This window comes from Chryseobacterium sp. SORGH_AS_0447, assembly GCF_030818695.1.
Classification (GTDB): Bacteria; Bacteroidota; Bacteroidia; order Flavobacteriales; family Weeksellaceae; genus Chryseobacterium.
This window is the reverse complement of record NZ_JAUTAR010000001.1, coordinates 1,822,028-1,845,535: the sequence shown is the minus strand read 5'-3', so window position 1 is coordinate 1,845,535 and position 23,508 is coordinate 1,822,028. Positions and strand designations below refer to the sequence as shown.

The following is a 23,508-nucleotide window of genomic DNA, read 5'->3' as shown; positions in this document are numbered from 1 at the left end:
ATGGTACGTTTATTTCTTTCAAATATGATATCACACAAGCTTCTTTATCAATATAATTATGGAACAGCACACCGACTCCCGGTACCAGCCGGAACAGTATGTAGAAATTATCCTTCCCGAATGGGCAAAGAATGCAACAGTTTATGAACTTAATATCCGGCAGTTTTCAGAGGAGGGTTCATTCAGAGCTGTTGAAAGAGAACTTCCGAGACTGAAAAAGATGGGAATCGATATTATCTGGCTGATGCCGGTGCATCCTATCGGTAAGCTTCACCGGAAAGGATACCTCGGGAGTTATTATTCTGTAAAGGATTATTTCGGAATTAATCCTGAATTCGGCACCGAAGAAGATTTCCGAAACCTCATACAGGCGATCCATGAAGCGGGGATGTATGTAATCATCGATTGGGTAGCCAACCATACAAGTTGGGACAACACGATAGTCGAAGATCATCCCGAATGGTACCGTAAATCAAGGAAAGATACTTTTCAGTCAACACGATGGAGAGATTATGACGATATTATCGAACTGGACTACAGCCATTCCGAATTGCGTAAATACATGACGGAGGCCCTGAAATTCTGGATCCGGGAATATGATATCGACGGATACCGCTGTGATATTGCCAGCTTTGTCCCAATCGATTTCTGGGAAAATGCAAGGGAAGAGCTCGACGCCATCAAACCGGTTTTTATGCTTGCCGAAGCTGAGGACCGTGAACTCCACCGGAAAGCATTCGACGCTACCTACAACTGGACCTTATGGAATATCCTCCATCAGCTCGCCCTGAATGAAAGAAGTGTAAAAATCCTTACGGAAGCCTATATTGCCGAGCATGTATCTATTTTTCCGAAAGAAGGAATCCGCCTGAACTTTATCGACAACCATGATAAAAATTCCTGGGAGGGCGATCAGTATACTAATTTCAGAGATGCGCTGAATATCGCGACGGTTTTCACAGTAATGATGGATGGAATGCCGCTTGTTTACAGTGGTCAGGAAGCAGGCCTGGACCGCTCCCTGGAATTTTTTGAAAAAGACCCTATCGACTGGAAGTATTCTGAAAACGAAGCGCTGTACACTACTCTTTTCAGTCTTAAACATAAAAACAAGGCGCTTTGGAATGGCAAGTATGGCGGCGAAATGGTAAGAATCGTGAATGACAGGATGGATCAGGTCATTTCTTTTGTACGGGAAAAAGAAGGGGATAAAGTGCTTGCCTTTATGAACCTCAGCAACAAGCCGGTAACCGTACAGTTCGATACTTCTTTCGATACGGGAATCTATACCAACCTTTTTACCGGAGATCAGCAGAAAGTTCCGGAAACTATGATCCTGACGATGGATCCTTGGAAATACGTCATTCTGCATCACGAGCAGTAAATCACAACAATAATTTAAACACCAATATCATCATTATATTTTCAGCTTATGAATACTTTAACGCAAAATATTTTAAAAGGAATTGCCGTAGGCCTTATTGCCTCTCTCATTAAATCGATTGCCGAACCGCCATTGCAGAAGCTGGGTGAAAAACTGTTTCCGCCGGAACCTTATCAGCTGCGCTTACGGGGTGCAGATGTTACAGGTCATCCGCAGAATATGCCTCCTGCCGTTTTGTCTAAAGAGGTTTATTACAATACGACCCATAAAGTACTATCGGAAGATGATACATTGCTAAGTATGAAAATTATTCATTATGCGTTAGGCACAGTGATCGGTATCAGCTATGTGCTTCTAGTGAGCAGAAACAGACGTTTTAAAATGGGAGAAGGTGTTGCGGCAGGAGTGGCGGTCTGGGCATTGACCCACGGTTCTACCGTGCCGATGCTTGGCCTGCAGGCAAAAGTTTCTGAAATGCCCGCTTCTTGGTGGGTCTGGGAATTCGGCTCCCATGTGGTTTTCGGTGTGGGAATGGAACAGAGCAGAAAAGTTCTGAATGCCTTATTCTAGCGGTTCTTATAAACTGCTTTTAAATAAATCGTAAATGATCCGTGCTTTCTATTTAATTAAATAAATCGCCCGGATCATTATATTTTAGATTTTTTTACTAATACAGGATTTATAATTCAGCTACTTAAAAGTTGACAGAGCCATCATGGTTGCCATCCCTCCTCTTAATATTTTGGCGGATCCTATTGATGTTTTGCAAATAGTGGCCTGCTTTCATTGAATCCCTGAAAGATCAATCGTTCAGCCTTCTACTGTTAATAAGAATCATGATAATTTACTGATAATCCTTTATCATTGTTACAAGACTTCTAATAATCCCTTCATGGTACAAATTATTTTATTTTATCTCTGAATTATATTATAAAATTTAATACTTTTGAAGAAATCCATAAATAATGAAAAAATACTTTTCAAAACCATCGCTTATTCCCGAAAATGAACAGGAAAGGATTGAAAGGCTTCATCAGTATTGTATTGTAGATACAAGCACCGACGGAACGTTTGACAATATTACTTCCATTGCCGCAGAACTTTTTGATGCACCGGGAGCTTTTGTGAACTTTGTGGATTCCGACAGGGTTTTCTTTAAATCGAATCTGAGCAGTTTCCCCACCAACCAGGTGCTGCGTGAAGACAGCCTCTGCTCAATTGCCATCCATGAGAATGAATTATCAATCATTAACGATACCCATCTCTATGATGATCTCAGGCAGAATCCTTATATTTCATGTGATGGAGGCATCCGCTTCTACGCCAGTGCCCCGATAAGGACTGAAGACGGATACAATATCGGAACGGTCTGCGTTATCGACAGCAAACCGAGGGAAGAAGTGTCCGAATTACAGCGTTCCGTACTGCAAAAACTTGCCGATGTGGTTCTGGATAAACTGGAATCGATGAAAGCAAAACGCAGGATCGCCAAAATAGCGAATGACCGTTTGCACCACATGGTTCACAACATTCTCAATCCGCTTACCTCTATTGTGATCTCGGCACAGCAGATCCAGAGAAAAACTACGGAAGGAGACCTCATCTACCGGCTTGCCAATACCATTGTAGAGAATACGAGATCTACCGAACAGAACCTGAGCAAAATGCTGAGCAGTGCGGCATCGGAAGAAAAATATATTGAGCTTGAGATCACCTCCATCAACCCTAAGGAAGTTATACATGAGATATGCACGAATCTGGGACAGATCCTGAGCAATAAGCAGCAGCATATTACTGTTGATGTTTCTACAATTAGCAGCATTAAAGCTGACCGGCACCGGTTGATCGATATCCTGACCAATTACGTAAGCAATGCATCGAAATATTCACCTTCCGGTTCAGAGATCAGTGTGGCATGCAGAGAGTATGGAGATTCAGTGATTTTCAGTGTAAAAGATAAAGGACAGGGAATTCTTCGATCCGAAATCGATCTCCTGTTTACAAAATTTTCCAATCTTTCCTCTGTACCCACCGCCAATGAACGTTCGCACGGATTTGGTCTGTATTCGGTTAAAATACTGGCAGAAATGCACAACGGAAGGGTCTGGGCGGAAAGCGAGGGCAGAGGAAAAGGAAGCACCTTTTTCCTTCAGCTGCCGAAATGATTTCTCTTTTTTTTGCTTCAAATGTTTTAAATCGGCTGAGGTTTCGCTTTAAATGCATAAATTTAAATAAATACATATTCCGTCCTCTGACAGAAATCTTCAGAAACTTCCATTTACTACGGCGGATAGGCTTATAATTTAATAAGCCATCTCCTTTTTTAAATTTCTATATTTAAAGTTTTTGAAATACTAAAACGGCTATTTAGCGTGTTCAGCCTGATCAGGCAACGTAAACCAGAATGTGCTTCCCACACCTTCCGTACTTTCCACACCGATCTTGCCGCCATGACGCTCAATAATATCCGCACTGATGTACAGTCCTAACCCCAGTCCTGAAACCTGTATGCCTCTCGGATCTACCCTGTAATAACGTTCAAACAGGTGTGGCAGCTTATCAGCCGGAATGCCCGGACCGGTATCCCGGACGGAAACCTTCACGGAATCAGCAGCATGTTCGATCTTTAGGAATATCTGTTTGCTTTGAGGCGCGTATTTGATGGCATTATTAATGAAGTTTGTAACCACCTGCTGTATCCGGTTCTCATCTGCTGTGATTTCCAGATTTCTTTCTCCTTCTACCACCAGATCATGGGTTCCTAACTGCAGAACATGGGCACAGCACTCGTCTACCATATGAGCCAGATTAAACGTTTTTTTGTTTAAAATAACCTTGCCTTCATTGATTCGGGTAACATTAAGCAGTTCTTCAACAAGCTCAGAAATCCGGTCCATACTTCTGTTGCACTGCTCAATTAACCGCGGCAGCAAAGGCGTCGGGCTTGCTTTCATCCGATCCAAAAGCTGTAAAGAGGCTTTCAGGCTGGTAAGCGGTGTTTTAAGCTCGTGGCTGGCAATGGAAATAAAATCGTCTTTCTGTTGCTGAAGCTGTTTCAAAGCGGTAATGTCCATCACGGTTCCCAACAGCTTTTTCAGGTTGCCTTCGCTGTCGTAATGAACATTTCCCTGTAGGCGGATCCATTTTACAGAACCGTCTGCGTTCAGAATACGGGTTTCATAAAAAAGCTTTCCGGTTTTTCGGGCGATACTGTGCGCCTGATCGCTAAGATGGGCGTCCAAAGGGTGATAAGTAGCAAGGATTTCCGCTCTTGAAGCCGGGCTGGTAATACCGAAGATCTGATCAAAACGTTTGGAACCGATGACCAAATGGCTTTCGTAATTCAGTTCATAAGTTCCGATCTCCGCTGCCTCAATGGCCAGACGGTTACGTTCCTCGATATCTTCGATCTGTCTTCTTGCCATCACTTTATCGGTCACGTCGTTGCCTACGACCATGATGGAAGTAACAGTCCCCTTCAAATCGGTTACCGGTTCGTAAACAAAATCGATAAACATGATTTCATCCCTGCCATTGCGGTTCAAAATGAGCTCGTGCTCTATTCCGTGAAAGGCGGTTCCGGAAGTAATCACCTGATGCATCACCGGTGAATATGCTTCGGCTGCTTCGGCCACTCCTTCCCAGATGAAACGCTTTTCCAGCTGCTCCCGGGATTTTCCCACCAATTTTAAATATCCGTCGTTAACCTCCGTAACGATAAGATCTTCGGCACGGATCACGCATATCGCAACCGGCGCCTGTCTGATCAGGTTTCGGAAACGTGCTTCACTCAACAACAGCTCATCATTGGATTCTGCCAGTTCTTCATTGGTCGCTGCAAGTTCCTCATTAAGAGCAGCCAGCTCTTCATTGGAAGCCGCTAACTCTTCATTGATAGACTTCAGCTGCTGCTCACTTAGTTTTTGCTGGGTAATGTCTACACAGGAGCTAATGTATCCGGCAAAGTTTCCGTCGGAAAGAAATCTCGGGGTCCCCTTTTTCAGCAGCCAATGATAAGACCCGTCGGATCCAAGCATCCGCATTTCGGCGCTGTAGGAAATCCTCTGAGCAAAGGCCTGCTGGTGGGTATGGATGAATTGCTCTTTGTCAGCGGGATGAAGCAGATCATACCATCCTTTGCTGAGTAGTTGCTCTGCCGTCCTTCCGGTGAGTTGTGACCACGCTTTATTAAAATAAATCAGCTGCCCGGTCTCGTCGCGTACGGCGATCAGTACATCGGTGTTATCGGCCATAGACCTGAAACGCTCTTCACTTTCGATCAGGGCCTTTACACGGTCTTCCACCATCACTTCCAGCTCGACATTCATCCGGGAAAGCTCTTCCCGGCTTGTATGAAGCTCCTCATTGGTTGCACTTAATTCTTCATTTACGACGGCAAGCTGCTCGTTGAGTGATTGCTCGCGCAAAAGCAATGCTTTATTCTCGCCGGCCTCCTGCAGTTCGCGCCTGTTGAGGTAACGCTCCGTAACATCGGTCGCGGTATGCAGTATGGCGATTACCCGGCCGCTTTCATCCTTTACGGCGCGGTATTCAAAATCAAAATAATAGGTATCCAGTACTCCGTTAACAAGAATTTCAGCAGGAGTATCGCTTCCCGAAATGGTAATGCCTTCCCGCCATACCTTTGCAAACATTTCGATAAAAGGCTGTCCGGAAAGCTCGGGCATAGCCTCTTCCAGACTTTTTCCGATTACTTCCGGCCCGCGGCCCCAAACGGTTAGCATGGCCTGATTTGCAAATTCAATCCTGGCATCTTCACCAACATGCACTGCCGTAGCGGTGTTGATAAAAGAAAGTACGCCGATCATCTGTTCAAAATTCAAGGGTGGTACTTGGTCCTTCATTCTCACTGTTAATTTCAATTCACGAAAATACAAAAATAGGAAATAGATCACGCCCCTACTTTGTTGAAAAGCGTACCATAAAATTGCAGATCGGCATATAAAATTGCTTTAATGATGGGTCATTACGAATATATTATTAAAAAGACGGGAATAATCCTGAAGGATTTTACCTCAATCAAAATTGCAAACGTATCATAGATAACTCCTCTTTGATAAATAGGAATAATTTAAAAATATTGCAAGATTCAAAGTTTTTGACAAGCCCTATTTAATCTTGCCACCATCTAACCTTATTTTATTTAAAGTAATCACTATTCTATCGTTTACCGATTGATTGATTTTTGACAAATACCGTTTGATTTTTTATACTGCTGAGGCTGTCTGCATGAATACTTTTGTATTGAATATTAAAGTAAACATTAAATCATTTTTAAAATTATGAGTACAATTGAAAGAATCCGAAATGCAGCTCAAAAAACATTTAAAGACCACCTGGAACTTCTTTCATCCGGACAGATTGAAAAATGGGTTGACCTCTTTACAGAAAACGGTATTCTAGAATTTCCTTACGGCCCGGCAGATTTTCCTAAAATGATCGAAGGAAAGACAGCGCTTTTTGAATACATGCAGAATTTCCCGAAACATTTTAAAGTGGTGTTTGAAAACCTCTATTTCCATGCTACCGAGAATCCGAACCTGGTTATCGCCGAATTTTCGAGCCAGGGTAAAGCGGTACATACGGGGAAACCTTACAATCAGCGCTACATCTCGGTGGTGACGACCGATGACGAAGGCAAAATTTTAAAATATGTCGACTTCTGGAATCCGCTTGTTGCTATGGAAGCTATTAATGCACCTTTGAGCAATTTTGTAAATAATTAATTTGAAAACAGCTATGATCCTTATGGATGATAGCTGTTTTTTTCTTATCATTTAGCGTATACCATTCATTTATAGTACATTTGTTATGCTTAAAAATTTAGATGATCTCTTGAAAGATTTTTCCATGACAATGCCTGAAACCCTTGAAGAATTTTATGCCAGACACCCTTATCTGAAAACTTCCGATCTGCTGGATGAGAAAGAGCATTTCAATGTAATGCCTATCGGAAAGCGGAATCTTTCGGAAAACCCTGATGTTGTTGCTTTCGGGCGAAAGAATTATTTCAAGATCTGCCTTGTCTCCGGCCAAAGCAAAATACATTATGCCGACAAAAGCTTTGAGATAAAGGAACACGGGCTTCTTTTTGCCAACCCTTTTATTCCTTATAACTGGGAAACCCTTTCCGATCAACAGACGGGATACAGCTGTATTTTTACAGAATCCTATACCGAAGGCTCCGGCAACATCAAAAAATACCCGTTCTTCCAGCTAGAAGGCTATCCTGTTTTTGAATTGAACAAAGATGAGAAAGTACTGCTCGAAGGTATATTCCTGCAAATGCAGCAAGAACTTTCCTCAGACTTCAGTTTTAAGCATGATGTACTGAAAAACCTCATCTTTCAGCTTATCTTTACCGCTTTAAAGCTGAGGCCTTCTACCCATATCTTGGCAGAAAAGGCAAATGCTCCCGGCAGAATTGCCTCATTATTTATGGAACTGCTGGAAAAACAGTTCCCTATAAGAAATACGATTGAAGGAATCAGGCTGCGGTCTGCATCGGATTTTGCCGACCAAATGTCTGTACACGTTAATCACCTGAACAAATCGGTAAAGGAGACCCTGTTTAAAACAACTTCACAACTGATCAGCGAAAGAATCTTAAAAGAGTCCAAAATTATGCTCCGGCACAGCTCCTGGTCCATTTCAGAGATTGCTTACAGTCTTGGATTTGAAGGACCTTCCCACTTCAGTTCATTTTTCAAAAAACAGATGCATCTGTCGCCCACTCAGTTTAGGGCAAAAAACAGCATGTCAGCGTATTAATCGGAATTATTATTTCTTTTTACAGACTTTCAATTCATCAAGAATATTATTCAGTATTTCAAACCTAGCTTTTCCGAAATCCTGCTTTTTTCGACAGTCTGGATACAATTGGAAAAATAATATACATTGTCGGGGGTGGTGATATATCATACATACCAACCCACATATTGCTGTCCCTGTTTTCCGGCACCGGGTTTTGCCCGGGTTACTGTGTTCAGTGTATCGCTTACGATCATGATCTCTTTTACGATATTCATCGAACGTTCTGAAAAAGGAAGCTGGTTATCATGGAGCCTGCGCAGGAAATCAATCTGTTCACGCGGTGTAATCCGGAGATTTCCCGACAGCCAGAAAGCATCAATCCCTCCCGTAATGTCAGCATTGCCGTAACGGGCTTTTTTCAGCCATTTTTTCATCCGGTCTTCACCGATACGTCTCGCCAGCTCCTGATAATACCAGACGGTTGAGTTTTTGAAGGCATCTTTCATGTCCGTATCTTTATTCCACACGTCAAGCGGCCGCTTTTCTCCGTCCCATTTGAAGACAACATTTTCATCTTTTACAACTCCGGTTTCCAGTGCGACCAGAGAATTCCCTATTTTAAATGTAGAAGCCGGGGTAAACGGGGTATTCATCTGCTCCTGATTGTAAATGGTATATCGGTCATTCTTTTGATCGTACATGATAAATGATCCTTCAACGCCATATTGATCATAAAACTTTTTAAAATCATCCCGGATGACAGTTTTGGAAACAGACCGGAAAGCCATAAACGGAAGAAGCATAACAACGGATAAGAGAATAATTTTTGCCGATTTCATAGGAGGTCAGGAAGTATTTCTAATTTATTTTATTGTTGTTATTTTAAAAATCCAGCAAAGGCTGTCTCTTTTAAATTTAGTATAAACGTTAGCCGCTGTTTTAACATCGGCAATTTATTTAATTAAAACGATGATCGCACAATTTAATTTTGAAAAATAAATTTATAGAAGTTTAAATATTTTTAGAATGACAAATTGGATCAGCCGGAATCAAAATTCATAAATCTTTGTCTATGCTGCCTTTGTAAATATTCCTTGAATTTTTTCCCTTGAAAACAATAAGAACGTACATTTGTAAGGGTAAACAAAGACTGTCATTTCTCCATGAACAAGCATAATGCGTTATCACAGCTGTATGATCGTCTGTTTCACCAATCGATCGGTAAAATCGGCAGGGGCGATCTCCTGCCGGACCAGATGATTGATCATCCAGGAGACAACCGTCGCGGACTGACCCTGCTGATAAGGCCGAATGATGAAATTAAAGATAAAATCAGCCGGTTTCAGCAGGAAATGAAAAGCATTGATGAAGAACAGTATTACCAGCCTGCTGCGGATCTGCATATCACAGCGCTCTCTATAATTTCCTGTTACGACGGTTTTAATCTTGAGGACGTATCCATACCGGATTATGTACAGGTGATTTCGGAAAGTATGAAGGACATTCCGGAGATGAGGCTACATTTTCATGGGATAACAGCCACTCAGGAAGCGATAATGATCCAGGGATTTCCAGTGGATAACGGTCTTGAAACGTTGAGAGACCGGATAAGAAAGAATTTTGGCTTTACTAATCTCCAGCAGAGCATCGATTTGAGATATAAACTTTCCACTGCTCACCTTACTTCAATCCGCTTCAGGAAAGCACTAAAATCTGCCGATAAATTTGCAGCCGCACTGCAAAAGTACCGGGAAACCGACTTTGGCGAAATGCAGGCAGCATCGCTGGAGCTGGTCTATAATGACTGGTACCAAAAAAACATAATTGTGAAGACGCTTCACCGTTTTACCTTATAATGATCCAAGTATCTTTGAGGATTTATCTATTTTCACAGTAACGTCAGCCGTATTTTTCTTTTTTAGGAATGAACATCCAGAAACAGCAGTAAGCTAAAAATCTAAGCCTCGGAACAGATTATTATTCATCGCGGATAAGGTAATCAATCAAATACCCGCTCCAATACCCGCTTTCCTTACCTGCTCAACTTTAGTCAATGATAGAAAAAATATTTCAGAAAGCATTTCCTTCTTTAAAGTTAAGGCTCACCGTTTTTTATCTCTGAAATTTTATTTCCGTTTTTTCAAAAATATTGATCATTAAAATAGTTTTTTAATTACATTTGCACCTTATTAATATTTGGTCTAAATAAGTTTAATGAAAAAGGTAATTATTAAATCCAACAAAAATTACAATTCTACTTAAGGATAATTACCGTCACAAAATATTCCCGGAATCTTAGCGAAGTCTCATCTCTCCTTCCTGATCATGCAGAAGAAGGAGCCTATAATTATAAATCATGCTGAAACGTTTATTCTTTTTACTTTCTGTTTTGTGCTTTTCCCTTTTTATTGCACAGACCAATACCGGTTCTATCTCGGGAACCATTACCTCTATCGATAACGAACCCGTCGAGCTTGTTTCGGTTTCATTGCTGGGGCAGGATAAAATAACCACTACCGATATTCACGGTAATTTCAAATTTTCACAGATCGCCCCGGGCAGTTACACCGTTAAAATCCAGATGCTCGGTCTTAAGGAGCAACAGATTCCCGTGGAAGTAAAGCAGGATGAAGATACCCCGGTTAATTATCAGCTTTCCAAAGAAAATATTCAGGTTTTACAGGAGGTAAGAATCGTCGGGAGCACGCCAAAGATCACAAGAAAAGAAAGTCCGTACGTTGCAAAACTGCCGATAAAGTATCTTGAAAACCCACAGGTCTACAATAAGGTTCCCAAAGAGCTGATCACTCAGCAGATGGCAGTGGACTTGGGAAGTGTTTCGAAAAATATTCCCGGAGCCGGAATTCCGATGATTGCCAACCAGGGAAGGGTAACATTCCGTTCCCGCGGTTTCGATACCGAGCCCAATGCAAGAAACGGGGTTGCCGGAGCTGCATTTTCATTTTTAGATAATACCAATTTAGAAAGAATCGAAGCGATTAAAGGTCCTTCCACTACCCTTTTCGGAACCCAGGTTTCAAGCAGCTATGGCGGGTTATACAACAGGGTTACCAAAAAACCGTATAACGGGAAAGGAGGCGAGGTAAGCTATACGGGAGGAAGCTGGAATTTCAACCGGCTTACTTTTGATGCCAATACCCCGATCAATGCAGACAAAACGGCTTTGTTCAGGCTGAACGGAGCGACAACATTCGAAAAAAGCTTCCAGGATACGGGTTTTACAAACAGTTTAGCACTTGCCCCAAGCTTCTCCTATCAGATCAACGACCGGTTATCTTTATTATTGGATGTTGAATTCGGGCTTGCCAAAGGAACTTCGGTCGTACGGTTTAATCCTTATACGAAAAGCAATAAAATCAAGTCTATTGCCGACATGAATTTTCCTTACAACAGAACGTTTCTGGGAGATGACATCACCTATTCTACCCAAATGATGAACATTTTCGGGCAACTGAATTATAAGATCTCATCCGACTGGACTTCTCAAACCATATTTTCAAGAGCGAAATCAACCATCAATGGCTACATTACCGCTCTGAACGGACGTTCGGATACTACTTTACAGCCAAGTGTGATTGTAGGAAATACCAATTTTATTGCAACAAATCTTCAGCAGAATTTTATCGGGGATTTTTATATCGGAAAATTCAGAAACAGAATGGTTTTCGGCCTGGATTATTACAACAATTTCAACAGTTTCGACAGAACCACCGTCAACGCACCGGTAGTTGATTTTGTGAATACGCCAAGCACGTACAGAGTGACACGGGATATGCTGGATAACCTTACCAATACCGGCACACCGCGAAAAGAAAAAAGCAGCGATAACACCTATGCAGCCTACATTTCCGATGTATTCGATATTACCGACCGTTTGAAAGTAATGGGAAGCTTGAGAGTCGATAACTTCCATTACAACGGGGTTTACAACATCCTGACAGGCCAGACCACCGGTGGGCTCAGTGTCAGCGGGCTACAGGCCGGGCCATATACACAGACAGCGTTGTCTCACAAATCAGGACTGGTTTATGAAATCGTAAAGGATAAGGTATCGCTTTTCGGGAATTATATGAACGGATTCTTCAACATCAGCGGTGTTGACAAGAACGGAAATAATTTTGTTCCTCAGAGAGGAAATCAACTGGAGTTCGGGGCTAAAGCAGACCTGTTCAGTCACAGGCTTGTCGGAACGGTAAGTTACTATGACATCAATGTAGACCATGTTCTGAGAACGGATCCTGATGATGCCAATTTCTCAATCCAGGACGGTTCGCAGTACAGCAAAGGGGTTGAAGTGGACATCACAGCCAATCCTGTGGCGGGCCTTAGTATTATTGTAGGTTATGCATACAACGACAGTAAGTTTACGGAAGCCGATGCTTCGGTTTTAAACCTGCGCCCTGCCGCTTCAGGACCTCAGAATATGTACAACTTCTGGGTAAGCTATGCATTTGTAAAAGGAAAATTAAGTGGTCTTGCGGCTGGTTTCGGAGGAAATATCGGAAGCATGTCCTACCAGACGAATACCCAGACGGCAAAAGTAATTATCCCTTCATACAAAATGTTTGATGCCAGCATTTTCTACGACCGTCCGAAATACAGGCTTGGTCTGAAGATTGACAATATCACCAGCGAAAGAGCATGGTCGATAAGATTGACACCACAAGCTCCGATACGATATCTGGCCAGTATTGCTTTAAAGTTTTAAGTAAAACGGAACCTACATTGAAAGCATGCCGAGAAAGAGACTCCGTTATGAGTTTTCTTTCCTGATAACTGGGATATCAGAATAAACAATGATAGAAAAGTTTCAATCCTGCTTCTTTTGAAAAGTCCATATCTAATCAGGCTCGATAAATCTATTCCAAAGGAAGATCGGTTTTAAAAAAAAGAAATAATTTTTTGGAAAGACACCATTGTGATTATGGTCTTATTTATTAAATGCTAAAAAGATACGGATCTAAGATCCGTATCTTTTTTATTTCTATCTAACAACAAGTTAAGCAAAGAGCTTATGTCTGATCTTCTAATTTATTCTCGTAGAAAATTCATCAATCGGCAGGCGGACTTTCGGTGCCATCGCAAGATAATCGTTAGCAATATCCCTGTAGCCTAAAGAAACAATTACGGAAGCATGCAGATTCTTTTCAGACAGCCCTAGAACTTCATCGAATAATTTCGGATCAAAGCCTTCCATAGGGGTGGCGTCCACTTTAAGCTCTGCAGCGGCGATCAGGGCAGTGCCCAGGCCGATGTACGCTTGTTTATCCGACCAAATGATATTCTGCTCTCTGCTCTGCGGTGAAAAATATTCTGTGATCGTGTCTCTCAGCATGTTTAAAGACCCTTTTTCCAAATTTCGCTCCTGCTCAACCATTGCAATATAATCTGCGATATAATCCGCGGTGATCTCATTGAATCCTGCAAAAACCAACAGGTGGGAAGAAGATCGTATCTGTGTATTGAAGGATCCTTCTCCCAACTTTTCCCTGATCTCCGGATTTGATATTACATAAATCCGATAAGGCTGTATTCCACATGATGAAGCAGTGAGGTTAACCGCTTCGATAATACGGTCTATTTTCTCTTCACTTACCAGTTCATCCGTGTATTTCTTAACGGCATAACGCCAGTTTAGATTCTTGATTAATTCCATTTTTTGATTATTTACCTATTGAATTGGCAAAGTTAAAGTTTCAATGTGTACTTTTGTAACCTGGTGACAAAAAGTTATAGTGACATTAGAGTAACCAAGTGAAATACGATGAAACAAGAATTTGATTTAATAAAAGACTGCAGCCAGAAATTACTGGCCATTCACGATACGATGGAAATTTTAAACGGAAAATGGAAAATGTCCATTATTGCATGTTTATGTTATCAGCCCATGCGCTATTCCGAACTTCTGAGAGATGTGAAAGGTATTTCCGGCAAAATGCTGAGCCGTGAACTGAAAGACCTCGAAATAAACGAGCTGATTACGCGTACTGTTTTAAATACCGCTCCTGTCGCTGTAGAATATCAGATCACGGAATACGGAGAAACGCTAAAACAGCTTACCAACACCATAGCAGAATGGGGAATTACCCACAGAAAACGGATTATTTCCGGGATGAAAGCAAATTCTTCCATTTAAATTTAAATAGGGCATATTACAAATGAGAGATGATGACGATCTCACAAAGTCTTTCCGTTTATCGGAACTGAATATTTATTCGATTATCATAATTAAATATAATAAAAAGGCCGTTTCAACGATTGGTTAAACGGCCTCAATATACTGTTCTGCTTTTCGTATAAACATACACTACAAAACTGAAACTTACCTTAATTTCTATTATACACCTTCGCTGTACTCTGAACGCCCCACACATTCACTGCGTTGGGAGCGGTGCCCGTTTCCCCTTCTCTTACAACCTGCAAATTGAAGGTATACGTTCCCGGGGCTAAATTAGAAATAGAGTAAGCCGCAGGAAAAGTATATCTTGTCCTTGCTCCGGTCACAGGAAACGACCATGATGTCATTGTAGTAGAGGTATACGTTGCGGTGGCTGTTCCGGTCTGAGCAATCTGAAATCTCAGCGACCCCATCGATACGCCTCCCGGATCAACATCTCCCCATCCGTTAAAATTAAGCATGACAATGGATTGATTATACCCTGTAGGAACAGTAACCGTTAAGCTGGTCCCATCCACTGTCTGATACGTATTGCCGGTAGATATAGCTTGTACTGAATTGAGAGTGCCGTTAAAAGCGTTGTTGGTAATCTTCCAGCTTGTATCCGGAATGGTATTTACCGCCAGATCAAGATCCCAGCCGTTGGTTGCATTGGCGGTAAAGATTCCCAGTACGCCGGGAGATAAAATATAGGTATTGTTGGCCGTATTACTTCCTCCGATCCGCATGGTCTGTCCGGAAGCAGCCGCTAAAGTAAGATTGGAGGTAGAACTGTTGTTCTTTACAAAATATTTCCGGCCCCGGAAATCCGATGAAGAGCCATCTGCCGTAGACATCTGAGGTAAGCCCAGGGTTGCTGTGGCAGTTCCTGCAAACGATACATGGTAATCTGTAGCCGATAAAGTAGCATCAGCGGTAACTTCACGATAATTTCCCTCCAAAGACCCTCTGAAATCAAGTGTGCTTGAAGGGGTATTGGTATTTATTCCGACTTGCGCATTGGCTGTGCAAATAATCCCTAAAATTGGCAATAAAAGTATTTTTTTTCTCATTTAGATATATTTTAATAATTGGATTTGTAATTCAGTTCATGTATGCAATTGACTCTATTGGATAATATGAATTAATTCTTACTGTATACTTCCGCTCTGCTCTGGATTCCCCAAACAACAACTTCATTTGGTGCGGCCCCTACTTCGCCTTCTCTAATAACCTGCAAATTGAAAGTATATGTCCCCGGAACTAAATTAGAAATAGAATAGGCTGCCGGAAAAGTAAATCTGTAATAGCCCCCTGAATTAACCGGTGCTGTCCAGGAAGTCATTGTGGTTGAAGTATACACATTGGAAGAGGTACCGCTCTGAGCGATCTGAAATCTCAGTGAACCCATCGATACTCCTGAATAGAAAGTATGGCCCCACCCGTCAAAATTGAGTGTAACAATAGATTCGTTATACCCGCCGGGTACAGTAACCGTTACACTGCTTCCCGTGATAACCTGATAATTATTACCGGCGATCGCCTGTGCTGAATTTAAGGTACCGTTGAAAGCATTGTCTGTAATCTTCCAGCTTGTATCGGGAATGGTATTTACCGCAAGATCAAGATCCCAGCCGTTGGTCGCATTGGCGGTAAAGATACCCAGTACACCGGGAGATAAAATATACGAATTGTTAGTTGCATTATTTCCCCCGATCCGTATAGTCTGACCGGAAGCAGCCGCTAACGTAAGATTGGAAGCAGAGCTGTTGTTCTTTACGAAATATTTCCGGCCCCGGAAATCCGATGCAGAGCCGTCTGCAGTAGACATTTGAGGTAAATTTAAGGTCGTTGCGGAAGTTCCTCCAAATGATACATGGTAATCTGTCGCGGATAAAGAAGTATTGGCAGTGATTTCACGGTAGTTTCCTTCCAATGATCCTCCGAAATCCAGTGTACTTGAGGGCGTATTTGTATTTATCCCTACTTGGGACTTTACGATGAAAATACATCCCAATAATGGAAACAATAGAACTTTTTTCATTTAATTTTTTTTAATTAATGTGATTATGTTTTAACAAATATATAAAAAAATAACAGATATGATTATAATCATATTGGAAAAAAATATTTTTATAAAATTTATATTTTCAATGGGTTACAGCAGTGAAAATTTCCCCGTCAGTAGAGTATTATAGTCTTTTCTCCTTTCATTTTTAATATAATTTGTTAAAATTTCCTAACATTTCCCAATATCAAAAGTACTCTGCGAAGGAAAGTTTCAGTTCCTCCCTGATAAAAGATATTTAAAGAAATAATAGTGAAAAAAAGAAAATTTTATTTTTGTGTTTTAAGGTGATTACTTATTCTCTACTTTGCTTAGAGCACATGTTTTAACAGGTGTATTTTAATCCAATGTTATTTTTAATTTTGCTATTGTATTTATTCGTGAATTTAAATCTAATAGAAACTTATCAAACACTGTGAAAGGATCAATAAAATAAGCACTGCAAGTTAAATTTCCTCAAGGTAAAATATCGCAGAATGATAGAATGAATTTCTTATTTGTGTTGATTCTGCGATGCCATAGTTTGAAAACTTTTCTATTAAAGAATAGCTGGGAGAATATAGTTTTCTATGATTTCTGTAACCTGGGTATGGGCATAGGTCTGGCCGTATGCGCTTGCTGTGATAACCACGACAACAGGAAGATCTTTAAGGATGATGATATAATTGCCTCCGTTTCCTGCACAGTAAAAAGCTTCCACTCCCCTACCCTTTGCGTTAAATTTTTTATTCCAGAAAAGGTAGCTGTAGTATTCCTCTTTTCTCTCCGGAATCATTACCTGCCGGGTCAGCGTTTTTTTAACCCAGGATTCGGGAATGATCCGTTTTTTATTCCAAAGGCCGTTGTTTTTGTAGAGCTGCCCGTATTTTGCAAAATCCAGCGCGTTCATCCGGATTCCGCCGGCCGTGTTGGGAACCTGTTGCGGGGTATATTCCCAGCGGTAATTTTTAATATTTAACGAACTGAAGAGTTTTTCATCTGCAAACTTTTCCAATCCTCCGGGAACTGACCGGTTCAGGAGATCACCGAGCAGGACCGTACCAGCCGTAAAATAATGCCATCTGTTCTTTAAAGCAGGATCGTATGGCAGGTTCAGTACAAATTCCGTCCAGTTATTTATCGGATACATTTTTTCCTCATTTCCGGGAGATTCAGGATCATCGTCGTTGCCGTTAAATCCGGAGGACATCGTTAAAAGTTCTTTAATTGTCGCCTCACCCTTGTCATTAGCATACTGATTGTTTTTAAAATCGTAAAAAGTGCTGAGCTTCTGATCTTCGTTTTCAATGATTTTGTTCCCGATAGCTATTCCCATCAGGGTAGAAACAAAAGATTTTCCAACTGATCTGGGATCATGGAGGGTATTTCGGTCTTCGCCGTTAAAATATTCTTCAATCTGAAGTTTCCCTCCGTTAATAACCACAATACTGTTGATCCGTTTGAATATTCCCTCATCGATCAGCCCTTTCAGCTGTTTTATTTTTGCTGTGTCAAACTTTTTTGAAGACACCGGGAATCCGTCGTAAGGCTTGGGCGCATTCAATGCAATGTGACGGATATCGATTACAGGATGCCGGGATACCTGTAAGATCAGTTCGCCGCTTGCCATCACCGGACCGGTTTTTATCTGATTCTGCCTGTTTACATACGGACGGATTTCCAGACGCAGATGATGAAGGCCGTCCTGCAGTGCATTTTCCCCGCCGTTATTCATAAACCGGTTCCAGAAGGATTCGCTCCAGGAACCCTGCCCGTTTTTATTGTCAATCAACGGCCTGTTAAGAATCAGTGCCGTATCCTGTACCTTCCGCTGAGGTGCTCCTGGTAGAAGATTGCTTCGGTATATTTCTTTATCGTCCACCCATACAGCAAACTGATAATTTGAGATCTTAAACAGAGAATCCCTTTTTACATCAAGACTTAGCGAGGAAGTGTACGCTGTAAGCGGCTTCTCAAAAAATGCAATAAAAGAAAGATCACTTTTGGGAGTAAAAGTATACCGGCTTATAACATCATTCTTTGTGATCTGATTGAGATTTTTAAAAGACGGAAGAAACAGAATCTTTCCAACATTTGCAGCATACAGGCTATCCGAATCCTGTTTTAATGAAAGATTTCGGCTGTGCGCATTCAGAATAGAGATAAACGATAAGCAGGCAATCAGGATTATATTTTTCACAAGAAATTAATTTATAGACCGGACAAAGTTCCTGTAAACCTTTCAGAAAAAATAGGATCAGATTAACATTTAGCTTTTTGTATTTTCTTAAAAAGAGACGGATTCATCCGCAGATAGTTTTTAAACATTTTGATAAAATGACTTTGGTCGGCAAACCCGCATTCATGGGCAATGGCAGTCAACGACTGATCGCTGTTGAGGACACCGAGTGCTGCCTTCTCGATTTTTATTCTCCTTATATATTCTCCCAAAGTACAGTGAAAGTATTTTTTGAAACTCCTGGACAAATGAACTGGGTGAATGGTCAGAATATTGGCAATCTCTTTGAGATTTAATGCAGCACTGTCATTTTCATGCAGGATTTCCTTTACCTGGTTTACCCATCGCGGTATATGCTTTTCGTCAAGCACCGTTTCATTATTTAAAACCGATACAATTTCGAGTACCGAAGATTCAATAACCATTTCGCTCAGCGGGTCTTTGGATTTACTTTCGGTTAACAACCGGTAAAATAAAATCGTCAGCAATGGATTCTGCAGCGTGTGATTTCCCTGACGGTTAAGTAGAGAGACCTTATAATTTTTTAAAAATTCCGGTTCTATTTCAAGATGAAATCCCCTGGCGGTTTTAGTAGGCTTATGGTTATAATGGCACTCATCCCAGTTATGGAATAAAATATTCCCTGCCGTGAAATTCTTCCTGTCCTTTTTATAGCCTTCGATCAGACCACCCTCTAACAGAAAAGTAAAATAAGGCGTCTCATGATAGTGCCAGTCTACAAAATCATGGATATAGACGGTATCCGTAAGCGTTAGCGAATTCACGTTTCTTTTAAAATTGGTTTCACCGTAAAATTGTCCCTTCGGCAGCTGTATCATTTCCTGATTAAAGTTTACGATAAATCTACACTAATTTTACTGTATTATGATTTCAAATTAAATAATAAGTTTCATGATATTTTATTGAAATATTAGGGATCTGGATCTAAAAACGACATTCGGCATGAATAATGTATGGCTACTAGGAGTTTATCATTTGTTATCCACCGGAGAAGAAGTGAAAAATCAGCAAATTTTTAATCCTTTTTAAAACATAGAACAAAGTTGCTCTTTTAATGATCCGACCCTAAATTAATCGTACTATTTACAAAGATAGATTCCACAATCGAGTCTTCTTATATTTTAATGTGAAAAAGCATATCATAATATTAGAGTTAAATGATCATTTGTGTCGTTTTATCTATTAGAATTAAATAATTACGGTATATAATTTTATCTATTAATATTAGTCAGTTTTCATTTATAGAATCAATATTTTCGCAAAACTTTACTCATGAAGTAAGAAATAAATCAAATACATAATAAACAAGTAAAAACTAAACTACCATGATCAATCCAAAACACCCTTTACACCATACACAACAGGAATTTTTTATAAAATATCTTTCTGAAGAAAATAAAGAATACCATACCCTACGGATTTCTTACAGTAATGCTGTTTACCTGTATTATGATCTTCAATTAAATGTTTCAACGGACCACTACGAAGAATGGCTGAATGAAATGACGGATGATCATGCAAGAAATACGATGCAGCTGAAAGGCTTTGAAGAATGCCAAAAGACGTTTTCATTTATCCGGTTCATTCAGAAGAAAAGAAACATCACTGAGACGGACTATATTAGAGAAAAAATGGGAAATGTAGCATATGACCGGTATAAGACTCTTATTGAAAGCTATTGACCCATAGTGTCAGCACAATAAAATCTGAAAAGTAATTTTTAAGTAGTGAGAAAACTAAATTAGAAAGAGTACACCGTTGAAGATTCAGGCAAAGACTTCATATTGTGAACCATCCTATTGATTCTAGAGTTCGGATCTTTCGTCTTTGTCAAACATTTTTTTCCATTTGGCCACAGTGTTCCTGCTCAGATCGAAATGTTCAGCTACCTGGCTATTGTTCAGCCTGTGCTCTTTCTGATATTTCAGAATACTTAAAATCGTAGGCCGGTCATATGATTTGTGAAGTTGGTTGAGCTGGCCGGCAGAAATATTCTCCGAACCGAAAAGCGTCTTTTGTAGATTAATAATATCCATCGTGCTCAGGGTAGATTTGGAAAGTATACTGCGACAGTCCTCCATCTTGTCGGGATACTTCATGGTAATAATATCCGTATAAATCTTTTTATAATTTGGGCGGCTCATAAGTAATAGTCAATAAAAAAATAAATGATGTGATTTGGTGTATATTGATGTAATTATAGTGTTCTGTACAATTGCGGATTTTACCCTTTATTCTTATAATTTCAATTGTTATATTTCTGTATCCATTTATACAGCGTGGTTTTCGGAATATTGTATTCATCCATAATCTGTTGTTTCGTTTTCTTTTCCTTTTCAAGAAGATCCAGAATAAAATCGATGATTTCCCGGGTGTAGATATTCTTCCTAAAACATGGAACCGAAGGGCTGCCGTTAGGTTTTCCATATTTCTCCCTCACCATAGGAGCATACAGGATAAGATGCTGGGTGTAGATTCTGAAAAAATCATAGTCCAGAAGCTTACACCATTTCATGATGACATCTGGATAAAGGTTTTCTGCTTCGTACATTTCCATGATTTCTTCTTCCGTACAGCCGAATAACCGGCAGATACGTGATGATTCCATTTCTTTTTCCCACACGCGGCGCCGGATCATTTTTCCGATATGTATTTTTTTAAAATTTGTTATCATTGTGTTTTTATCTAATTTTAAAGTGCTTCGGTTTACCTCTATTTCCGGATATTTCAAATGCTCAAACCTCTTATTTATAACAATGCCTTCATTGTGTTTAAACTGAGATTGCCAAGCCCTTTGATAAAAATAAAATTTTCCCCGATTATATGGTACAACAAATCTTTCCATTACATATTGACATGATTTTCAAAGGTTATTCATCACATTTCCCATCTATAAAACTGCACAGCCATCCAAAAACAAAGTAATTCCTACCTGGGAATCCCTGATTAAAGGAGTAATTTTATAAAATGTAAAAGTTTCCGCTTCATTTTTTCTCTTACTTCAGCATTACCTTTACCATATTTAAATCTTACAATCCTATGGAACTCTTCAAAACTAATTGAGAAAAATTCCATTGAATATTTATTTGCATTACATATGAAAAACAAGTAGGAATAAAAAAGATTTTTATTGTTAAAATATATTTACAAATTTAGATACTATATTATTAAAACAATAAATTATCCTGTAGATTTATATCTACAAAGGCATTAGAACAGCAATAAAATTACGCATATTATATTAAAAAAAACAACAATAAACATAAATATTTAAAAAATAATTTGGTTTCAAATTAATTAAATAATATTGATGAATGCTGACTTATTTTTGTTAAACCAGCGTATGTTGGGTGGGATCCGATTATTTTTATTAAACAGTTTAACGGCAAAATTTTAGTCTGAATAATCTGTTTACTGACCAATAAAATACAAAAGAATCAAGTAAATTATCATAATACACCTCTCCTGATTGAATTTCAAAACGAATCAAACTATTGTATTTTATCATAAACAAATGAGTAATTAAACTCAAAACAAGTATAGGCTATGAGAAATGGAAATTTTTTTTTTGTAATTTTTCATCAAAAATCCGGTACAGTTTTATGCAAAATAAATCTCCCGAAAGATGTACCTTACGGGAGATTAAAAAGCTATGAATTATATTTCTATTTAAAAGCGGCTTTTAATTTTTCAACGGCATAGGCCTGTGCCTGCTTAGCTTCAGGAACGATGATCGCCATCCCGAAAAATTCGTGGGTCACCCCCGTATAGTCTTTACTGTCTACTGTAACACCGGCAGCGGAAAGCTTTTCAGCAAGCATTTTTCCGTCCTGATTCAGCGGGTCGATTTCTGCAGTAATAATCGTTGTCGGAGGCAGCAGGCCTTTAAGATTGGCATTCACCAGAGAAATTCTGGGATCTTTTGCTTCATCCATGCTATTTACGTAATTTTTTGTAAACCATGCCATCATTGCTTTATTCAAAGGTTTTGCATTGGCATATTTTACGTAAGACTCGGTGTTCATATCTGATTGCGCGATCGGATACACTAAAATCTGATGCAATGGCAGCATGATCTTTTTATCACGGGCCATGATAGAAACATTAGCGGCCAAATTCCCTCCGGCACTTTCTCCGGCAACCGCGATTTTCTTAGGATCACCCTTGAAGCCGGCTGCATTTTTCACCACCCACTCGTAAGCGGCAAAAGCATCGTTGTGAGCGGTCGGGAATTTATGTTCCGGTGCCTGACGATAAGCAACAGAAACGACGATAGCTCCGGTTTGTTCTGCTAACCCTTGTGCAGACGCATTGTAAACGTCAAGATCAGCAATTACAAATCCACCACCGTGGTAATAAACAATCACCGGAAAAGGTCCGTTTCCTGTTTTCGGAGTGTACATCCGCAGATGAATTTTTCCGCCGGTTACGTCAATATTGGTACCGGTAGTATCTACTTTGGGTGCCGGAACGGTAATGTTGTTCTCTTTTACCAAATCCATCACCGCATCAGTAGGTGTGTGATTTTTACGGGCCTCCTGAGCCGTCAGGGTTTCAATAGGTTTATCTCCGTAACTGCCCAGTTTTTCGATAACCGCGAGCATTTCAGGCTTCATGGTTTTACCCCATTCCGGCGCCGTGCCCGTAGGCTTGATCGCGGTTGTTTTTGCTGAATCACCGGTAGTCATGTTTTGGGATTCTTTGGCATCGCTCTTCTTGGAGCATGAAAAAGTCAGGACTAAAGTGCTCATGGCAAGCGTCCATTTAAAAATGTTGTGTTTCATATGATTTATTTATAGTTGATGTCATCCTTCATCTAAATGAATTGTATGAATCAACTACAACTCCTAAAGATTTAAATTCAC

At 40.2% G+C, this 23,508-nt stretch carries 19 protein-coding genes; 9 read left to right on the top strand and 10 right to left on the bottom strand.

Annotated elements, in window-relative coordinates:
* Window positions 1-58 precede the first annotated feature (58 nt).
* The 3 genes from QE422_RS08680 (at window position 59) to QE422_RS08670 (ending at window position 3,549) form a co-directional block, all read left to right on the top strand.
* On the top strand, window positions 59-1,384 hold the full coding sequence (locus QE422_RS08680) for an alpha-amylase family glycosyl hydrolase (protein ID WP_307456854.1): 1,326 nt from the start codon (window positions 59-61) through the stop codon (window positions 1,382-1,384).
* Window positions 1,385-1,432: 48 nt separating this feature from the next.
* Window positions 1,433-1,954 carry a DUF1440 domain-containing protein gene (locus QE422_RS08675; protein WP_307456852.1) on the top strand — a complete coding sequence of 174 codons (522 nt, stop codon included), beginning with the start codon at window positions 1,433-1,435 and terminating at the stop codon, window positions 1,952-1,954.
* 395 nt (window positions 1,955-2,349) lie between these two features.
* The gene (locus QE422_RS08670) at window positions 2,350-3,549 is read left to right on the top strand and encodes a GAF domain-containing sensor histidine kinase (protein WP_307456848.1); all 1,200 of its coding nucleotides are present in this window, start codon (window positions 2,350-2,352) and stop codon (window positions 3,547-3,549) included.
* Between the two features lie 198 nt (window positions 3,550-3,747).
* Here the strand turns inward: QE422_RS08670 and QE422_RS08665 are convergent, their stop codons facing one another.
* Complete coding sequence (locus QE422_RS08665) at window positions 3,748-6,249, bottom strand: PAS domain S-box protein (RefSeq protein ID WP_307456846.1); 2,502 nt, start codon at window positions 6,247-6,249, stop codon at window positions 3,748-3,750.
* A gap of 438 nt (window positions 6,250-6,687) precedes the next feature.
* Between QE422_RS08665 and QE422_RS08660 the strand changes: the two genes are divergently transcribed.
* A complete protein-coding gene (locus QE422_RS08660) occupies window positions 6,688-7,131 on the top strand; it encodes a nuclear transport factor 2 family protein (protein WP_307456845.1) in 444 nt (147 codons plus the stop codon).
* Between the two features lie 85 nt (window positions 7,132-7,216).
* Window positions 7,217-8,176: an AraC family transcriptional regulator gene (locus tag QE422_RS08655; RefSeq protein ID WP_307456843.1), complete on the top strand. Its 960-nt coding sequence runs from the start codon at window positions 7,217-7,219 to the stop codon at window positions 8,174-8,176.
* 146 nt (window positions 8,177-8,322) lie between these two features.
* Here QE422_RS08655 and QE422_RS08650 read toward each other — a convergent pair whose 3' ends face one another.
* Complete coding sequence (locus QE422_RS08650) at window positions 8,323-8,997, bottom strand: penicillin-binding transpeptidase domain-containing protein (RefSeq protein ID WP_307456840.1); 675 nt, start codon at window positions 8,995-8,997, stop codon at window positions 8,323-8,325.
* Between the two features lie 324 nt (window positions 8,998-9,321).
* Here QE422_RS08650 and QE422_RS08645 point away from each other — a divergent pair, with 324 nt between their 5' ends.
* Both QE422_RS08645 and QE422_RS08640 read left to right on the top strand, forming a co-directional pair.
* A complete protein-coding gene (locus QE422_RS08645; protein WP_307456837.1) occupies window positions 9,322-10,014 on the top strand; it encodes a 2'-5' RNA ligase family protein in 693 nt (230 codons plus the stop codon).
* A gap of 500 nt (window positions 10,015-10,514) precedes the next feature.
* On the top strand, window positions 10,515-12,887 hold the full coding sequence (locus tag QE422_RS08640; RefSeq protein ID WP_307456835.1) for a TonB-dependent receptor: 2,373 nt from the start codon (window positions 10,515-10,517) through the stop codon (window positions 12,885-12,887).
* Window positions 12,888-13,205: 318 nt separating this feature from the next.
* On the opposite strand, the gene QE422_RS08635 is transcribed toward QE422_RS08640, so the two are convergent.
* Window positions 13,206-13,835: a nitroreductase family protein gene (locus QE422_RS08635; protein ID WP_307456833.1), complete on the bottom strand. Its 630-nt coding sequence runs from the start codon at window positions 13,833-13,835 to the stop codon at window positions 13,206-13,208.
* Between the two features lie 108 nt (window positions 13,836-13,943).
* On the opposite strand from QE422_RS08635, the gene QE422_RS08630 reads away from it, so the two are divergent.
* Window positions 13,944-14,315 (top strand): helix-turn-helix domain-containing protein, encoded by a 372-nt coding sequence (locus QE422_RS08630; protein ID WP_307456830.1) that lies wholly within the window; start codon window positions 13,944-13,946, stop codon window positions 14,313-14,315.
* A gap of 191 nt (window positions 14,316-14,506) precedes the next feature.
* On the opposite strand, the gene QE422_RS08625 is transcribed toward QE422_RS08630, so the two are convergent.
* The 4 genes from QE422_RS08625 to QE422_RS08610 all read right to left on the bottom strand — a co-directional run bounded on the left by QE422_RS08625 (window position 14,507) and on the right by QE422_RS08610 (window position 19,461).
* Entirely contained in the window at window positions 14,507-15,409 is a 903-nt protein-coding gene (locus tag QE422_RS08625) for a hypothetical protein (RefSeq protein ID WP_307456827.1), read from the bottom strand.
* Window positions 15,410-15,480: 71 nt separating this feature from the next.
* On the bottom strand, window positions 15,481-16,380 hold the full coding sequence (locus QE422_RS08620; protein WP_307456824.1) for a hypothetical protein: 900 nt from the start codon (window positions 16,378-16,380) through the stop codon (window positions 15,481-15,483).
* A gap of 562 nt (window positions 16,381-16,942) precedes the next feature.
* Window positions 16,943-18,583, bottom strand: coding sequence for a serine hydrolase (locus tag QE422_RS08615; RefSeq protein ID WP_307456821.1), 1,641 nt, complete (start codon window positions 18,581-18,583; stop codon window positions 16,943-16,945).
* 62 nt (window positions 18,584-18,645) lie between these two features.
* Entirely contained in the window at window positions 18,646-19,461 is an 816-nt protein-coding gene (locus QE422_RS08610) for a helix-turn-helix transcriptional regulator (protein ID WP_307456818.1), read from the bottom strand.
* 507 nt (window positions 19,462-19,968) lie between these two features.
* Here QE422_RS08610 and QE422_RS08605 point away from each other — a divergent pair.
* Window positions 19,969-20,325: a hypothetical protein gene (locus QE422_RS08605; RefSeq protein WP_307456816.1), complete on the top strand. Its 357-nt coding sequence runs from the start codon at window positions 19,969-19,971 to the stop codon at window positions 20,323-20,325.
* Between the two features lie 123 nt (window positions 20,326-20,448).
* On the opposite strand, the gene QE422_RS08600 is transcribed toward QE422_RS08605, so the two are convergent.
* The 3 genes from QE422_RS08600 to QE422_RS08590 all read right to left on the bottom strand — a co-directional run bounded on the left by QE422_RS08600 (window position 20,449) and on the right by QE422_RS08590 (window position 23,427).
* Window positions 20,449-20,787, bottom strand: a complete 339-nt coding sequence (locus QE422_RS08600) for a helix-turn-helix domain-containing protein (protein WP_307456812.1) — start codon at window positions 20,785-20,787, stop codon at window positions 20,449-20,451.
* A gap of 101 nt (window positions 20,788-20,888) precedes the next feature.
* Window positions 20,889-21,251 carry a helix-turn-helix domain-containing protein gene (locus QE422_RS08595; RefSeq protein ID WP_307456809.1) on the bottom strand — a complete coding sequence of 121 codons (363 nt, stop codon included), beginning with the start codon at window positions 21,249-21,251 and terminating at the stop codon, window positions 20,889-20,891.
* A 1,057-nt stretch (window positions 21,252-22,308) separates the two neighbouring features.
* Entirely contained in the window at window positions 22,309-23,427 is a 1,119-nt protein-coding gene (locus tag QE422_RS08590) for an alpha/beta hydrolase (protein WP_307456807.1), read from the bottom strand.
* Window positions 23,428-23,508: the final 81 nt, after the last annotated feature.

Bases quoted from the DNA above. Each gene is read 5' to 3' on its own strand.
- QE422_RS08680 (WP_307456854.1), top strand. From the start codon at position 59: ATGGAACAGCACACCGACTCCCGGTACCAGCCGGAACAGTATGTAGAA.
- QE422_RS08675 (WP_307456852.1), top strand. From the start codon at position 1,433: ATGAATACTTTAACGCAAAATATTTTAAAAGGAATTGCCGTAGGCCTT.
- QE422_RS08670 (WP_307456848.1), top strand. From the start codon at position 2,350: ATGAAAAAATACTTTTCAAAACCATCGCTTATTCCCGAAAATGAACAG.
- QE422_RS08665 (WP_307456846.1), bottom strand. From the start codon at position 6,249: ATGAAGGACCAAGTACCACCCTTGAATTTTGAACAGATGATCGGCGTA.
- QE422_RS08660 (WP_307456845.1), top strand. From the start codon at position 6,688: ATGAGTACAATTGAAAGAATCCGAAATGCAGCTCAAAAAACATTTAAA.
- QE422_RS08655 (WP_307456843.1), top strand. From the start codon at position 7,217: ATGCTTAAAAATTTAGATGATCTCTTGAAAGATTTTTCCATGACAATG.
- QE422_RS08650 (WP_307456840.1), bottom strand. From the start codon at position 8,997: ATGAAATCGGCAAAAATTATTCTCTTATCCGTTGTTATGCTTCTTCCG.
- QE422_RS08645 (WP_307456837.1), top strand. From the start codon at position 9,322: ATGAACAAGCATAATGCGTTATCACAGCTGTATGATCGTCTGTTTCAC.
- QE422_RS08640 (WP_307456835.1), top strand. From the start codon at position 10,515: ATGCTGAAACGTTTATTCTTTTTACTTTCTGTTTTGTGCTTTTCCCTT.
- QE422_RS08635 (WP_307456833.1), bottom strand. From the start codon at position 13,835: ATGGAATTAATCAAGAATCTAAACTGGCGTTATGCCGTTAAGAAATAC.
- QE422_RS08630 (WP_307456830.1), top strand. From the start codon at position 13,944: ATGAAACAAGAATTTGATTTAATAAAAGACTGCAGCCAGAAATTACTG.
- QE422_RS08625 (WP_307456827.1), bottom strand. From the start codon at position 15,409: ATGAGAAAAAAAATACTTTTATTGCCAATTTTAGGGATTATTTGCACA.
- QE422_RS08620 (WP_307456824.1), bottom strand. From the start codon at position 16,380: ATGAAAAAAGTTCTATTGTTTCCATTATTGGGATGTATTTTCATCGTA.
- QE422_RS08610 (WP_307456818.1), bottom strand. From the start codon at position 19,461: ATGATACAGCTGCCGAAGGGACAATTTTACGGTGAAACCAATTTTAAA.
- QE422_RS08605 (WP_307456816.1), top strand. From the start codon at position 19,969: ATGATCAATCCAAAACACCCTTTACACCATACACAACAGGAATTTTTT.
- QE422_RS08600 (WP_307456812.1), bottom strand. From the start codon at position 20,787: ATGAGCCGCCCAAATTATAAAAAGATTTATACGGATATTATTACCATG.
- QE422_RS08595 (WP_307456809.1), bottom strand. From the start codon at position 21,251: ATGGAATCATCACGTATCTGCCGGTTATTCGGCTGTACGGAAGAAGAA.
- QE422_RS08590 (WP_307456807.1), bottom strand. From the start codon at position 23,427: ATGAAACACAACATTTTTAAATGGACGCTTGCCATGAGCACTTTAGTC.